10 protein-coding genes are annotated in these 14,526 nt (G+C 70.4%); 1 reads left to right on the plus strand and 9 read right to left on the minus strand.

All coding sequences use genetic code 11. From position 1 onward, the window contains the following. Nucleotides 1-77: 77 nt before the first annotated feature. The 9 genes from OHA19_RS09625 to galE form a co-directional block, all read right to left on the minus strand. Nucleotides 78-428, minus strand: a complete 351-nt coding sequence (locus OHA19_RS09625; RefSeq protein WP_405717444.1) for an ArsR/SmtB family transcription factor — start codon at nt 426-428, stop codon at nt 78-80. Between the two features lie 171 nt (nt 429-599). Next, nucleotides 600-1,841: a phosphodiester glycosidase family protein gene (locus OHA19_RS09630; RefSeq protein WP_405749899.1), complete on the minus strand. Its 1,242-nt coding sequence runs from the start codon at nt 1,839-1,841 to the stop codon at nt 600-602. Nucleotides 1,842-1,894: 53 nt separating this feature from the next. Continuing rightward, nucleotides 1,895-2,638, minus strand: coding sequence for an Ig-like domain-containing protein (locus OHA19_RS09635; RefSeq protein WP_405717438.1), 744 nt, complete (start codon nt 2,636-2,638; stop codon nt 1,895-1,897). 13 nt (nt 2,639-2,651) lie between these two features. Further along, on the minus strand, nt 2,652-3,455 hold the full coding sequence (locus OHA19_RS09640; RefSeq protein ID WP_405749901.1) for a rhamnogalacturonan acetylesterase: 804 nt from the start codon (nt 3,453-3,455) through the stop codon (nt 2,652-2,654). Next, a complete protein-coding gene (locus OHA19_RS09645; protein ID WP_405717433.1) occupies nt 3,445-7,998 on the minus strand; it encodes a glycosyltransferase in 4,554 nt (1,517 codons plus the stop codon). Before OHA19_RS09645 ends, OHA19_RS09640 begins: the two co-directional genes overlap by 11 nt. Further along, nucleotides 7,995-9,284: a CDP-alcohol phosphatidyltransferase family protein gene (locus tag OHA19_RS09650; RefSeq protein ID WP_405749902.1), complete on the minus strand. Its 1,290-nt coding sequence runs from the start codon at nt 9,282-9,284 to the stop codon at nt 7,995-7,997. Before OHA19_RS09650 ends, OHA19_RS09645 begins: the two co-directional genes overlap by 4 nt. A gap of 182 nt (nt 9,285-9,466) precedes the next feature. After that, on the minus strand, nt 9,467-11,002 hold the full coding sequence (locus OHA19_RS09655; protein ID WP_405749904.1) for a hypothetical protein: 1,536 nt from the start codon (nt 11,000-11,002) through the stop codon (nt 9,467-9,469). Further along, nucleotides 10,999-12,060 carry a hypothetical protein gene (locus OHA19_RS09660; RefSeq protein WP_405717425.1) on the minus strand — a complete coding sequence of 354 codons (1,062 nt, stop codon included), beginning with the start codon at nt 12,058-12,060 and terminating at the stop codon, nt 10,999-11,001. The genes OHA19_RS09655 and OHA19_RS09660 overlap by 4 nt, the downstream gene beginning before the upstream one ends. A 128-nt stretch (nt 12,061-12,188) precedes the next feature. Then, nucleotides 12,189-13,199, minus strand: a complete 1,011-nt coding sequence (gene galE / locus OHA19_RS09665) for a UDP-glucose 4-epimerase GalE (protein WP_405749906.1) — start codon at nt 13,197-13,199, stop codon at nt 12,189-12,191. Nucleotides 13,200-13,380: 181 nt separating this feature from the next. On the opposite strand from galE, the gene OHA19_RS09670 reads away from it, so the two are divergent. Then, entirely contained in the window at nt 13,381-14,487 is a 1,107-nt protein-coding gene (locus OHA19_RS09670) for an LCP family protein (RefSeq protein WP_405749907.1), read from the plus strand. Nucleotides 14,488-14,526: the final 39 nt, after the last annotated feature.

Genomic DNA, 14,526 nt, shown 5'->3' on the forward strand with positions numbered 1-14,526 from the left:
GGCCCATGAGCTGCCGGGTCCTTCCCGGCTTCGGGGGCGGGGCCGGGTGCGTCAGGGATTGCGCCGTCGGTATCGGGTCACGGCCCGGTCCGGGTGTCGGCCGTGTGCAGCTCGGCGAGCAGGTCCTGCTGGCCGGCCAGCATCTCCGTCAGGATCCGCCGCGCCGCGCGCATCAGCTCCGCCACGTCCCCGCCGGCCAGCTCGTACACCACCGTCGAGCCCTCGCGGGTCGCGGTGACGATCCCCGAGCGGCGCAGAACCGCCAGCTGCTGGGAGAGCGCGGCGGGCTCGATCTCGATCTTCGTGAGCAGCTCGCGGACCGGCATCGGGCCGTCCTGGAGGAGTTCCAGCACCCGGATGCGTACCGGGTGCCCGAGCATCCGGAAGAACTCGGCCTTGGCCTGGTACAGCGGAACGGCGGGCTTCACCGCTCACTCACCCCTTCTCCGGTCGGCATGCTGATGCTGTGGCGGACACATCCATTCTCGCGCGCGTCCCGGCCGCGGACGGACGCCGGGCCCGACACCGTTGCGCCACCGCCGACAGCGGCGGCGAAGGCAGGCCGAGGGCGGCCGTCGCCGCCCGCGCGCGCCCGCCCGTCAGCGCTGCAGGACGACCAGTGCGTCGGCCACGGCTCGTTCCCGTACCGGTGCGCCTTCCGCACCCCTGGGCCTGTTGTGGAGCCGTCCGTTCACCACCATCGTGCTGGACCCGCCGCCGTCGAGATTGAGGGCGTCCACAGCCCCCAGGTCGCGCAGGAGCGCCGCCGCCTCCCGCAGTGTGACGCCCGCGCTGTCCGGGCCCCGGCCGTCGAAGACGGCGAGGATCAACGTGCCGTCCGCCTTGATGCCGACGACCGTACGGGGCTGGCGCTCGGTCGACGTATCGCCGGTGAACCCGTTGGCCGCGCCGTTGATCCAGGTCGCTCCGCCGCGCAGCAGCGCGGGGCCCGCGCCCAGCACGGAGGCCTCCGGGGTCAGGATGTTCCGGCCGCCGCTGTCCGTCACGCTCGTCCGCCGGCCGAACGGCGGCCCCTGACGTGCGTGCGCCCGCAGCCAGTCGGCGCCCTCCCCCACGCCGGTGAGGGTGGAGCCGGACCGTGGGATCTCCCCGCCCGCGGGGCTGCGGAGCGCCGTCACCCGGCCGTCCGCGTCGAGCACGGCCTCCGCGCTGCCGGGTGCGCCGGGTGGTGAATGCGCGCCCCATTCGGGAGTGAAGGCGACGATCTCGCTGTCGTCCAGGCAGAGTTGGTTGTGCCGGGGCCGCTGCTCCGGCAGACCCGAACGGGCCAGGCGGTCCCCGCCCGTTCCCCCGCAGCCGACGATTCTTCCCGGCACCCGGTTCACCCCGTCCAGCGCGCGCACCGCTCCGTCCGGCGCGGTCAGCCACATCGCGGATCGCACTTCGTCGATACGGGGCCGGGCTCCGGGGCCGGGCAGGATCAGGGCGGTACGTCCGTTCGCCGCCTCGCTGATCAGTCGGCCGTCGATGGCCAGAACGCCCAGCGGATCTCCTGGGTAGCCGCTGGAGACGGCGGAGTCGGCGGTGTCGAAGAAGGAGCCGTTCACCGCAGCCACCGCTCGTTCGCGCCGCGCCGTCCGGCCGACGGACTCGGTGGTCGCGAGATGGTCGCCGAAGACCGGCTTCACCGTGACCCGGGCGGACGGCCGGACGGTCACCGTGCTGATGAGGACCCGCGCCCCGTCCGCCAGCCGGCGGCTGATCCGCTCCGCCGCCACCCCGCACGGCAGGGTCTGCCCGCACGCTCCGGCCGATGGGGCCGGGCGCGGTGAGTCGTCGCGCCGGGCGGGGCCTCGGCCGGTGCACCCTGCGGCCGTCACAGCCAGGACCAGCAGGACCGCGCACCGGCGCACGAGGCGGTCCCGGTGCGGTCTCACGGTGCCGGTGCCCAGCCTCCGAGCACGCCGGGCGTCGGGCCGAGGTCGCCGACATGGACGGTCACCCGGCCGGGTACCAGGCGCCCGGCGCCGGCGTCGAGGACGTAGTCGAACCAGTCGTAGCCCAGGTGGCCGTTGAACGGGTGGTACGTCACCGCTCCGTCCACCTCGACGCTCGTCACCCCGTGCCGGGCGGGTCCGACCCCGACCAGCCTGACGTCCTCCCCCATTCCGGCGCTGAGGTTCGTCAGCACCCCGCGGTGTCCGGGCACCACCGTCATGCTCCGTCCCTGCGGGGCCAGCGGAGCTATCCGGAAGCCGTGGTTCTTCAGGGAGAACGTGGTGGAGGTGAGGCTCTTTCCGCCATCGGCGATGATGCCCGCTCTGAGGACGGGGACGAGGACGGCGTCGGGCGCGGCATGCCGGTTCACCCGGAGCGTGAACCTGGCGACACGCTCGACGCCGGGGCCCGTCGATGTCGCGTACCGGTTGCCCGAGGGCAGCAGGCTCATTCCGGCCATGTTCTCGATGGTGGCGACCGAGTCGAACGAGTCGGCCATGAGGTACCCGTAGTAGCGGGTGCCGTCGCCCTGCGGGGTGAGGATCCACTCGAAGTCGATCTGCGTGCCGGGCTCGACGGGCAGCCGGGGGTCCACGGCGGACCGCAGCTCCAGGTGCGCCACGATCGAGGGGTTGTCCTGCTGGACGCTGCGTATCCCGGCGAGGGTGAAGGGGCTCATGTTCGTCCGGCTCTCAGTTCGTGCCCAGTGTGCGGGACCTGGTCAGCTCGGCGTGCGTCTCGTCGTCGAGCCAGGTCACCCAGTCCGGGGGAAGATCCGTACGGTCGAGGTTGACGCCCCAGTGCGGTGGCACGATCCGCTGCTCCACCAGCGCGTAGGCGACATAGCGTGCGCACGCGATGGCGCCCTGAGGCGCCATGTGACCGGGGTCGTGGAACCCCTCCGGGTAGTTCGGGTGTTCCTGCGGTTCGAGATGGATGAAGAAGGGGCGTACGCCTTCCGGCCCCAGCCCCTCCCACCAGCTGTGGGTCCGGTCGTAGAGATTGATGTACGGGACGCTGCACTCGGCAGCGAGGTCACGCATCGCCATCGGATACTCCGGGATGCTCCTCGGCATGTTGCCGTGCACATCGTGGGTGTCCCGTTCCGGCGGGCTGATCAGCACCGCGTGGGCATTGCGTTCGCGCGCGCCGTCGACGAACCTCCGCAGGTGGTGCGGGAAGTCGCCGTACGGCTCCGAGCGGAGCCACTTCTCCGGCTTGGCATCATTGGTGCCGAACGAGGTGAGCAGATAGTCCCCGGGGCGGATGCTCTGGAGGATCCAGTCGAGCCTGCCCCGCTCGCTGAACGTGCGGGCACTGGATCCGGCCCGTGCGCAGTTGACGATCTCCACCTGCCGCGCGTCGAGGAAGAAGTGGAGCACCTGGCCCCAGCCGGCCATCGGCGCCTTGCTCGCTTCCCGCGTCACCATGGCGGAGCCGCCCGCGAGGAAGATCCGGCGCGGCCCGCCCTGCTCGGGATTCCGGTCAGACAGCACGGTCCCACCCGCTTTCGTACGTCTCGTGGCCCGCCATGTCAAAAGCCGCCGCACCGGCGTCCGGTGCGCCGTGCATGTCTCCGTCCGCGTGCGCGCGGGTGGCGGGCAGGGCCGCGACGGGTCCCGAGGGGCCCAAATCGGCGGCGCTCGCCGTCCCCAGGGCGTCGATCGCCTCGTACACCCGCTCGCAGTTGCCCTCGCCGCGGTGCGCGAAGAAGTGTTCCGCACGCTCGCGGTACGGGCTCTCGACGGTGAAACCCCTGGCCATCGAGGCGATGATCTCGTCCACGGCCTGGTCGACCGTGCGGCAGACCGGGCCGAAGCCGTGCTCCGTCAGGTTGAAGTAGCCCCGCTTGTAGTGCCGTCCGTAGAAGTCCTCCTCGTCGAAGGGCACATGGACGAGAGGGATCCCCATGTAGGCCACGTCGAAGAAGACCGAGGAGTAGTCCGTGACCATGAGGGAGCACTCCTTCATGGCTTCCTGGACGTTGCGCGTGCCGGGGTCGGCGACCTCGATCGCGGGCGAGTCGATCCGGAAGTTGTGCAGGTAGGGCCGGATCTCGTAGTGCGGGAAGAACTCCAGGTCGACGCCGAAGTGTTCCAGCGCCGCGACGAGCCTCCGGTCGGAGAGCAGCGACCGGTAGAACCGGAAGTACTCGGACTGGGTGAAGGCGGTCTTGGCCGGACCCGCGGACTTCTTGTAGGAGGCCGTGACGATCCACTGCCGCCAGGTCGGCATGAGCAGGATGCGCGGACGCTCTGCCGGCTCCCGTCGCAGCGCGTCGAACCTGGGCAGGCCCGCCAGCACCGCGCGGTCGCCGAAGCCGGCCTCGCGCGCCAGGTAGGCGCGCTCCTGACGGCCGGTGGTCACGATCATGTCGTAACTGGTGATCCGCTGGTCCACCCCGGACGTCACGTCGTTGTAGATGATTCCGTGCTGGAGGAAGACCCGCTGGTACTTCAGCAGCTCACCGAACCGGTGCAGGAAGAGAACCTTCCGGTAGCCCTCGGGCAGCAGGTACGACTCGGAGTCGTACGACCCGATCAGCTTGGTCGCGTGCAGCAGATACATCCGGTGCTTGAACGAACCGAGTTTGATCACGCGGCCGTAGGGGGCGACCTTCTTGTAGTCGGGGGAGTTCCCGTCGATGACGTAGTACGCCTTGCGCCGCTTGCGATGGGTCCGCATCCACTTGAAGAAGTGGTACGAGTTGTCCTGGGCCGTGTCCGACCGTTCGCCGATGAGCCAGATCTCACGGGAGTTGAGGAACGGGTACACGAGCCAGTAGGCGAGGCGCATGCGCCAGCCCGGGTTGCGGGTCTTGAGGATGCGGATCTCACGGGCGGTCCGCCACAGGGCGTGCTTCGCCCGCGCGACGGGCTTCCGGTCGATCAGGCGCAGATGCAGCGCGTCCTGGCCGCCGATGGTCAGCATGTAGGGGTGGCCGGCGATCCGGCCGGGGCCCTTCAGCCGGTGCAGCGGAAGGCGCGCCTTCATGACGACATTGCGCTGCCGCGAACGGTCCACGCGGTGCACCCGGAGCCGGAAGTCACCGACCCCGAATCCCCCGCGTGCCAGCTCCGCGACCGGAATCTCCGCGTACCAGCCGGCGTACAGGTCGCGGCCGTTGCGGGTGTTCCACAGGTCGCGGCGGGCGACCTGGCGCAGCGGTACGGCGATCTTGGCGTGCGCGGTCTGGTGGACGAACTCCAGCGGGTTCTCCATGGGGCCGCTGATGTCCATGCCGGGGAAGGCCAGGCAGCCCTCCACGACCAGCACGTCGCCCCGGGTCCGGACCGATTCGACGACGACGTTGGGGTCGTTGACGCGGGCGGTCCGGGTGTTCCTGGTGCCTCCCTCGAAGGTCCGGTGGAAGCCGTCGTCGTCGATCTCCAGCACCAGCGGGGCGTTCTCCAGCGCCGGTTCCGGGTTGCAGAAGAGTTCGAGGTTTCCGCTCTTCGCCGCGTAGTGGTCGAGCTGCTGGGCGGGGTTGGTGGCGTATTCGAGGATGACCTCGTCGGGTATCTGCGCGTAGTGGCGGCAGATGCCCGGGAACATCTCCTCCAGCTGCGTCCGGCCCATGACGTTACGGGCGTTGCAAAGGAAGCCCTTGTAGGTGCGGGTCACATAGCGCTGGAACATGCGCCGGATGTCGGCCCGCTCGGTGGCGGTGTAGTCCAGCAGGAAGTGGTTGAGCCGCAGGTGGTCCCGGTAGTTCGCCGGCTTGCTCCACAGCGAGTCCATGATGGAGGACCCGTCGGGGCGCCCGCGGTAGTAGTACACCGGGCGGTCGACCAGGCTGATGGCGTTGGCCCGCAGCATGCTCGGCAGCGTCACCCAGGAGTCCTCGAAGTGGACCCCTTCGCCGAAGCGCACCCCGAGCCGGCGCAGCAGCTGAGTGCTGAACAGCTTGTTGCACGCGGATCCGCTGAAGATCAGGTCGGGTACGGAGGCGAAGTCGTCGACGAGGCGGTCGCCCTGGCCGAAGTACTGCTTCCACGGGCCGTAGGGCCGGTCGGGGAAGTTCACCAGGTCGCCCACGACCAGCTCGGAACCGTCCCGCCAGGCCGCCTGGAGCATGTGCGACAGGGCCCGCTCGCCGAGGATGTCGTCGGAGTCGAGGAAGGTGACGTACGGCGCGGTGACCCGGTCGAGGCCGTTGTTCCGGGCGTTTCCGAGTCCGCCGTTGGTCTGGTGGACGACGGTCACATTGGCGTAGTACTGCGCGAAGTTGTCGAGGATCCGGGGCGTCTCGTCGGTGGCGCCGTCGTCCACCAGGATGACCTGGGTGGCGGCGAAGCCCTCCTGGGCCGCGATCGAGCCGAGGCAGTCGTCCAGGTACTTGGCCACGTTGTAGCAGGGCACGACGACGGCCATCTCGAAGGGATGGTCGAGGCGGGAGATCGGCGGGTGGAGCCGGTCGCGCCACCACATCCACGGCGCGTCGGGGTCGTTCTGCGCGGACTCGAAGGACTTGCGGCCCGCCGTGGCGGCTCGCAGGGCGAGATTGCCGCTGACCGTGCGGTAGCCCTCCAGCTCCTCCCCGTTCGCCCGGAAGGTCAGCCCGGCGAGGTCCACGTCGCGCACGTTGAGCGGGGAACGGGACCTGGCCCGGTTCCACTCGACGACGACCGATACGTTCCAGACCGTGCTCTCGGAGAACTCGTCGCCGAGGACGGCCGTCAGGTCGACGGTGCCGCCGAAGCCGACGAACCGTTCGTCGACGTCGACGCCGTCGACCGGGACCGTGACGTCCTTCTTCGTGTGACGGTTGCGTACGGCCAGCGTCAGCTTGAGGTCGTGTCCGGGCTCGATCCGCCCGAAGCGGTTGACCAGCCTGCCGTCGAACCGGAGCTTCCCGTCGTCCACGGACCACTCGTCGAGTTGGGCGAAGAGCGGTTCCTGGGCGAGCTTCGCCGCCGAGAGGCCGAGCTCCGTCACATCGAGCATGCGCCGGGCGTCCGGCAGGTGCAGATGGTCGCCCGACCAGTACACCCGGCCGTCCTCCTCCACGAGGAAGGACGACAGCACGCTCTTGCGCTGCACGTAGTCGAGCGTGGTGAGCGCGGCCTCGGTCTCCTGGTACATGACGAGGTAGGCCCTGACCCGGTCGACCGGGTCGCACAGCTCGAACGCCTCGTCGCTGATGGAGAAGAGGTAGTTGCTCGCGATCTCGGCGAACCCCTGCTGGAACTCCGGGTCGCCCTCCGCGAGCGCCCGCATGTACAGCCGCAGGTCGTGGGCGAGGAACTTGGAGTCCTTGCGGACCTTGAGCTGCCAGAGGCCGCGGTCGAGAAGGAACGCGTCGGTGGCGCGGTGCACGGCGACCCGGTCGCTGATGGAGCGCAGTTCGCCCGTGCGGCCGGTGATGGATCCGCCCTCGGGTTCCCACATCCAGCGGTAGACGGGGTCGGTGATGACGGTGATGCCGTCGGCGAGGCAGCCCGCCACGGTGGAGAAGTACGTGTCCTCGTAGAAGACGCCCTCGGGGAACCAGACGCCGCCCGAGCGCAGGAAGTCCACCCGGTACAGCTTGGCCGCCGCGATCGGGTCGGCGAGCATCAGCGGGAACTCCGCCAGGCCCGGCACGGTGCGCCCCAGCGCGTACACCTCGGGGGCCCAGCCCTCGCTCTCGCCGGTGGCCCGGTTGACCCGGACGGCCTTGCCCGCGGTGATGTCGCTGCCGCTCTCCAGCGCGCCGGCCAGCAGCAGCTCGCAGGCGCGGGGCGGCAGCTCGTCGTCGGCGTCGAGGAACATCACGTACCGGCCGGCGGCCTGTGCGATGCCCAGGTTGCGGGGCGCGCCCACGCCGCCGCTGTTCGTGGGCCTGCGCAGCACGCGGACACGGCTGTTGTTCCCGGCGAAGTTCTTCACGACGTCGAGGGTGTTGTCCGTGGAGGCGTCGTCGACGACGACGACCTCGACCAGCTCGTACGTCTGGTTCACGGCGGACTGGAGCGCCTTGCCGATGGTCGTGGCCGCGTTGTACGCGGGGATGACCACCGTGACCCAGGCGTCGGGTGTGTCCTGTTCGAGGTTCATCCGACGCCCTCCCGATCGCCCGGGTAGCCGTGACCGGCCGGCATGGCACCGGGGGCGCCGTACGCCGGTCGGCCCTGCACCGGCTGGTCGTACCCCGGCGTGCGCACCTGCTGGTACGCCTGCGTCATCTGCTGGTACGCCGGCTCCGGCAGCGGCTGGAACACCTGCGTCGGCTGCTGTTCCAGGGGCAGCTGGTCCGCTGCCCCGTACGGGAGGCAGGGCTCGGGGTACGGCTGGAATCCGGGGTCCTCGTAGGGCGGCGGCGCCTGGAACTCCGGGGCGGCGAGCGGGTCACCGGCCACGCCGCGGCGGTGCCGGCCCCGGTGGAGGTGGGGGGCGATGGAGCCCGCGCCGGACGGCGGCTGCGCCAGGTCGGCCATCACCTGGGTGAAGTCGCGGGTGGAGAGCCAGAACTTGTACATGATGACCAGCTCGAAGATCCCCAGCAGGATCGCGGAGATCACCGTGGTCAGGAGGATCTGGCCGATCAGCGGTCCCACGATGAAGACGAACATCTGGAACTCGATGCCGCTGATGAGGTGCGGCCTGATCCGGCTGCGCAGCAGCGCCTGCCGCACCCGCAGGTACCAGGGGAAGCGGTGGCGGAACTGGGCGTGCAGGTCGACGACGTGCCCGGCGCCCGCCTGCTCCTTGAGCAACTCCGCCTCGGCCTCGGGGTTCTCCCGCAGCAGGTCCTCCATGAACCGGATCTGCTGCGCCTCGGGCTCGGCCGGGCCCTCGGCTGCGGCCGCGCGTTCGGCCTCCTGGCGTTCCCGGGTGACCTTCTCGATCTTCGTCCGCATCGACATGCGCATCTTGTAGATCTGAAGCGCGTCGACGTACCGGAGCATGTCGAGGAAGACGACCATCAGTGCGGCAAGCAGAAACCTTTCGTCACCGTTGCGCAGGTACTGCCCGCCCATCAGGGCGAGGGCGCAGAAGAGCACCCTGATGCGGTCGAAGACGTAGTCGAGCCAGCCGCCGAAGACGGTGCCGTTGCCCTTGAGCCTCGCCAGCTTTCCGTCGATGCAGTCGAGGATGAAGCTCAGGTGGTAGAGAGCCGCCCCGATGATCAGGGACTGCATGTCGCCCTTGAGGAAGAACCCGGCGGAACCGAGTCCGACGAACAACGCCGCCCACGTCACGCGGTTGGGCGTGATGAAGTTGAACCGCGCCATCACGATGAGCATGCGGGTGGCCACGGGATCGACCAGGATCACCGTCCACCAGGCGTCACGCTTCTTGCAGGTGAGTTTCTGGACGGCACGCAAGGACAGCTTGGCCATAACCCCTCAGTCACGAGAACGACAGCGGCAGGCCCCCGTCAATCCATACACGGCCGAGGGACACCCGAATGTTCACGAGACTCCCCCGAATCCTTCACATGAAAGATTCACAGACTTTATCAAGAACTAAACAGGTTTCGGCCAATCGAGTGGCAAAAAAGATCACCAGAGCCACCGGATCGTCACACTGTGTACCAGTGACCGAACTCGAACCCGTCGGACGGTGACGCTCGGTGAGAGAGCCTCAGTCGAAATCCGGCCACGAGGGTCGCCAAGGTAACAGTGCCCGTACGATCCCGGACAACTGCGGGCATCACAGCAGAATCGACAGGAAGTGCGTTCCACCACACGCCCGCGTCCGCCCGGCCCTCGGCATGCACCCCCACCGCGCAGGCGCGTCCGGGTCCGGAGCGGACCAGCAGGGAGTACGACCAGCCGTCCGCCTCGACGCCTCGGACACCGGTGACGAGTCCCGCACCGTCGTCGGCGCCGCCGAGCGGCACCGGGCCCGTCGCGCCCGGCCACCACACACAGGGCTCGTTGGTCCTCGAATCACGGAAGAGAACCGTCCCGGGCTCGGGCCCGGCCGCCATGGATCCCGGACGGGGCGAGAACGGCACCGCCCGGTCCTCGGTCCACGCGCCGTCGGGCCCCGAGCGGTACCAGCGCAGCACGGCGGCGGAGTCCCGGGCCCGGGCGAAGAGTTCGACCTCTCCCCCGGCCGTGGTCACGGTGACGAGTTCGTCGGCGACGCGGACACCGCGCAGGTGCTGCCAGGGAGTCCAGACACCGTCGGCCCCCTGGTGCCGGTAGCTCACGCTGTGCCCGAAGTTGCGTACGAAGACGAAGAGGCCGCCCACGCCGTCGAACCCGGCCGCCGGGAAGCCGACCTCGCGGCTCTTGCGCCCGCTGCCGGGGTTCGGGCCGCCCAGGGAGTGCCACGGGGTGAGCGGGTGCCCGGTGCGGTACTGCGTGGCCCGCACCACCGCGATGTCGTCGCCGCCGCCCTTCAGCGGGGTCCGGCGCAGCGCGAAGAGATGCGGGAAGCCGTGCGCGTCCCGGACCACCCGGAGGCCGGGCATCAGCCGCGGGCCGGGCAGGAGCTCCGGTCCCCGCCAGGCCGTGCCCCCCGGTTCGCGCTGCGTCCATCTCACGACGCCCGCCGCCGAGGGCAGGAAGGCGGAGAGCCTGCCGTCGAATCCCTCGGTCAGCCAGTACGCCGGGTGCGGATAGCGCGGCTGCGCGGCGGTGCCGGACCGTCCGTCCGCACCGGCACGGTGACAGTCGACGAAGACCGGGGTCCCCGATTCCCGCTGGAGTTCGCCGGCCGCGGCCAGCCCGGCGAGCGCGGCGTCGGCGTTCTCGGCCGGCTCGTCGTGCACGGGGACATCGCGTTCCCCGTCGTAGGACACATGCACCGGATCGGGGTCCGCCAGGCGCACCCGCTGCGGGTTCAGTGCGCGCAGCTCCCGGAGCAGCGCGGCGTGGCCGCCGCCGTTCTCTCCGCCGACGGTCCGCGGGGGACCCATGACCCGGCAGCCGCGCCGTTCGGCCTCCGCGAGTGCGCGGTCCAGTGCCGCCCGGCCGTCCTTGCCGTCCTCCTCGACGCAGAGCACGCTGAGCTCCGCGCCGGACCCCTCCGCCGCGACGAGTGCCACCGCCTCGCGATGGCGTGCGGCGACGATCGTCACCCGCCGGGCCGGTCCCGTGGTATTCATACCCGGCTCCAGTCTCCGAGGGTCAGCCCCTGGCCGTCCTCCTGGCGTGCGACGAGCAGTGCGCCGTCGGCGCCGAGAGCCGCGACGACCGCTCTTCCGTAGCCGTCGGCCGCCAGTGCCGGATCTCCGGCGCAGCTCATTCCGGTGCCGGTCCACCAGAAGCCGGCCTGCTCGCCCTCGGTCGCGCAGACCCCGAGGTTGACCGTCCCGTCGGCCCCGCGGACCGCGAGCACCGTGCAGTCGAAGCCGTCGACCGTCGTCCGGACCGCGGCGATGCGGCCGTCCCCGGGGTTGCCCCCCAGCGGTACGGGCCAGCTGCCCGCCCGGACCGCGACGACACCGCTGCCCCGCGCATCGGTCAGGTAGTACGTCAGCCGGCCCGGGGCGGTCTCCAGCGCGGTCAACGATCCGGGCAGCGGGGGCACCGCCGCGTCGTAGCCGCGCACCAGGGCGCCGCCCGGCTCAGGCTGCCGCAGCTGGACCGCTGCGGTACGGGTGGGGACGAGGACCTCCACCAGGCCGGACGAGGTCGCCGCCGGCACCGGGGCGTCGGTGCCGCCGGACACCTGGAGCTGGGTCCAGGCCTCCCACCGGCCGCGTTTGTCCTCGCGGCGCAGGGCGACTCCGCCCGGTCCGGTCGGGACACAGACGTACAGCGCGCCGTCGCCGGTGACGGCGGCGGCCGGGACGCCCGTCTCGACCGCCTTGTCGATCTCCTTGAACGGATTGCCCAGTGAGCGCCACTGCGTCATCGGGCGGGCCGTCTGGTACTGAGTGGCATACATGATGTCCACGTTCGTCCAGCCGTCGGCACGGGGCCGGACCCGGCGCCCCAGCAGATGGGCGTAACGATTCTGCCCCTGCACCACGGTGAGCCGGTCGATGTCTTTCGCGGGCAGGACGTCCGGCCCCGTCCACCGCCGGCCACCGGGGGCGGACTCCGTCCAGCGCAGCACGGCACCCTCGACGTGGACGTAGGCGGTCAGCCTGCCGTCGTGCCCGGTCAGCAGCCAAGGGCCGCCGAGGGCCTGGGCAGGCTGCGCGGAATCCTCCGCCACGGGCTCGTTCCGCTGCTTCGCTTCACGTGGGGAGGCGCTGCGCATCGCTGTTCGTCACCCTCCCTGTGAGCAGGCCCGCACAGATCACGGGCGCTGGATCGAGACATCATAAACAAGCCATGGCAGGCTCAGGCCGAGCTGGTGGCGTCGGCGGGCCGACGCGCACCGGGGTGCCCGAGGCGCCAGCCCTCCCACGCGGAGGCGACCATCTCGCGGGCGTCGTGCCGGGCGGACCAGCCCAGCTCGGTGCGGATCCGGTCGGCCGAGGCGACCACTCTCGCCGGGTCGCCCGCCCGGCGCGGCTTCGAGACCGGGGCCGCCACGGCCCCGTACCCCGTCACATCACCGATCAGCTCGATCATCTCGCGCACCGAAACGCCCTCGCCCCGGCCGACGTTGACGGTCAGGTCGGTGCCCGGCTCCCGGTCGAGGAGGGCACGCGCCGCGGCAAGGTGGGCCGAGGCAATGTCGTCGACGTGGATGAAGTCGCGTACGCAGGTGCCGTCCGCGGTGTCGTAGTCGTCGCCGAAGATCACCGGGGCCTCGCCCCGCGTCAGCTTCTCGAAGACCATGGGCACCAGGTTGTAGACGCCCGTGTCGGCGAGCTCGGGCGCGGCCGCGCCGGCCACGTTGAAGTACCGCATCGAGGCCGTGGCGATGCCGTGCGCCTTCCCGGCCGCGCGCACCATCCACTCGCCCGCCAGCTTGGTCTCGCCGTAGGGGTTGATCGGGGCGCACGGGGTCGTCTCCGTGACGACTCGCACATCGGGCATGCCGTAGACGGCCGCCGACGACGAGAAGAGGAACGCCCGCACCTCGCTGTCGGCCACGGCCTCCAGCAGGGTCTGCAGGCCCCGCACGTTCTCCCGGTAGTAGAACAGCGGGCGCTCGACGGACTCCGCCACCTGCTTCTTCGCGGCGAGGTGCACCACCCCACGCACCCGCAGTTCCGCCAGGGTGCGCCGCAGCCGGTCCGCGTCGAGCGTCGAGCCCTGGACGAACGGGACGTCGGCGGGCACGCGCGAGCGGTCGCCCGTCGAGAGGTCGTCGTACACGGCGACCCGCTCACCGGCCTCGCGCATGGCACGGACGACATGCGCCCCGATGAAGCCGGCCCCACCCGTGATCAACCAAGTCATGAACGAATAGTAGTTCGAGTTGCGCAGATGGTGATTCCGGGGGCCAAAACACCCATTCGCACGATCCTCTGTTCTATAGTGCACGCTCAGTCATGCACGCACGGACCGGCCACACCCCCCACCCGAGTCCCACGCACTCCACGGCCCACCCCGGGCCACGAGATTTGAGGACTCGATCACGATGAGCCACGACGCCATGTCCCAGGGCACGCGCGAAGGCCGTTCGGCGTCACATGGCGGCGGACGCAAGCGCGGGCAAGGCCCTCGCAAGCGCCGCCGCGGCCTCAAGATCACCCTCGGTGTCCTGCTCGTCCTGCTGCTCGCCGGCGGCGGCACCGTCTACTGGCTCTACAGCCGCCTCGACGGGAATATCCAGGGCGTGGACATCGACAAGACGCTCGGTGAGGACCGCCCCGAGAAGCTGCCGACCAGCGGCCAGAACCTGCTGGTGCTGGGCTCCGACTCACGGGCCGGTGCCGAGAACAAGGAGCTGGGCGGCGGCGGTGACGTCAGCGGCGCCCGGTCCGACACCGCGATGGTGGTGCACATCGCCGAGGGCCGCTCCAAGGCGGTCGCCGTGTCCATACCCCGCGACACCCTGGTGACCCGGCCCGAGTGCACCAAGGCGGACGGCTCGACGGTGCCGTCGGCGAACCGCGTGATGTTCAACTCCGTCTACTCACAGGTCGGTCCGGCCTGCGTGGTCAAGACCGTGGAGAAGATGTCCGAGGTCCGGATCGACCACTACCTGGAGATCAACTTCGCCGGGTTCAAGGATCTGGTGGATGCCATCGGGGGCGTGACGGTCGATGTCCCGCAGGACATCCACGACAAGTCGTCCGGCCTCGATCTCGCCAAGGGCCCCCACAAGCTCGACGGCACCGAGTCCCTCGCCTACGTCCGTACCCGCCACGGCATCGGGGACGGCAGCGACCTCGGCCGGATCGGGCTCCAGCAGCAGTTCCTGCTCGCCCTGCTGAGCGAGGTCAAGTCGCAGGACCTGCTGGGCAGTCCGACCAAGTCCTACAAGATCGCCAGCTCGGCCACCAAGTCGCTGACCACCGACGACGGGCTCGCCTCACTCAAGTCCCTCGCGGAGTTCGGCCGCTCGATGAACGGCGTGGACCCGGGCACCATGGAGACGATCATGCTTCCGGTGGCGTACGACAAGCAGGACCGCAACCGCGTGGTGGCGGCCCAGCCGCAGGCCGGAGATCTCTGGAAGGCCATCCGCGAGGACGCCACGATCCCGGAGTCCGCGAAGAAGTCCCCCGCCACCGGCGGCTGACGACAGGGACGGCCGGCCGGCGCTCCGTCGGGCACCGGC

The sequence above is a fragment of the Streptomyces sp. NBC_00012 genome (assembly GCF_045040875.1).
Taxonomy (GTDB): Bacteria; Actinomycetota; Actinomycetes; order Streptomycetales; family Streptomycetaceae; genus Streptomyces.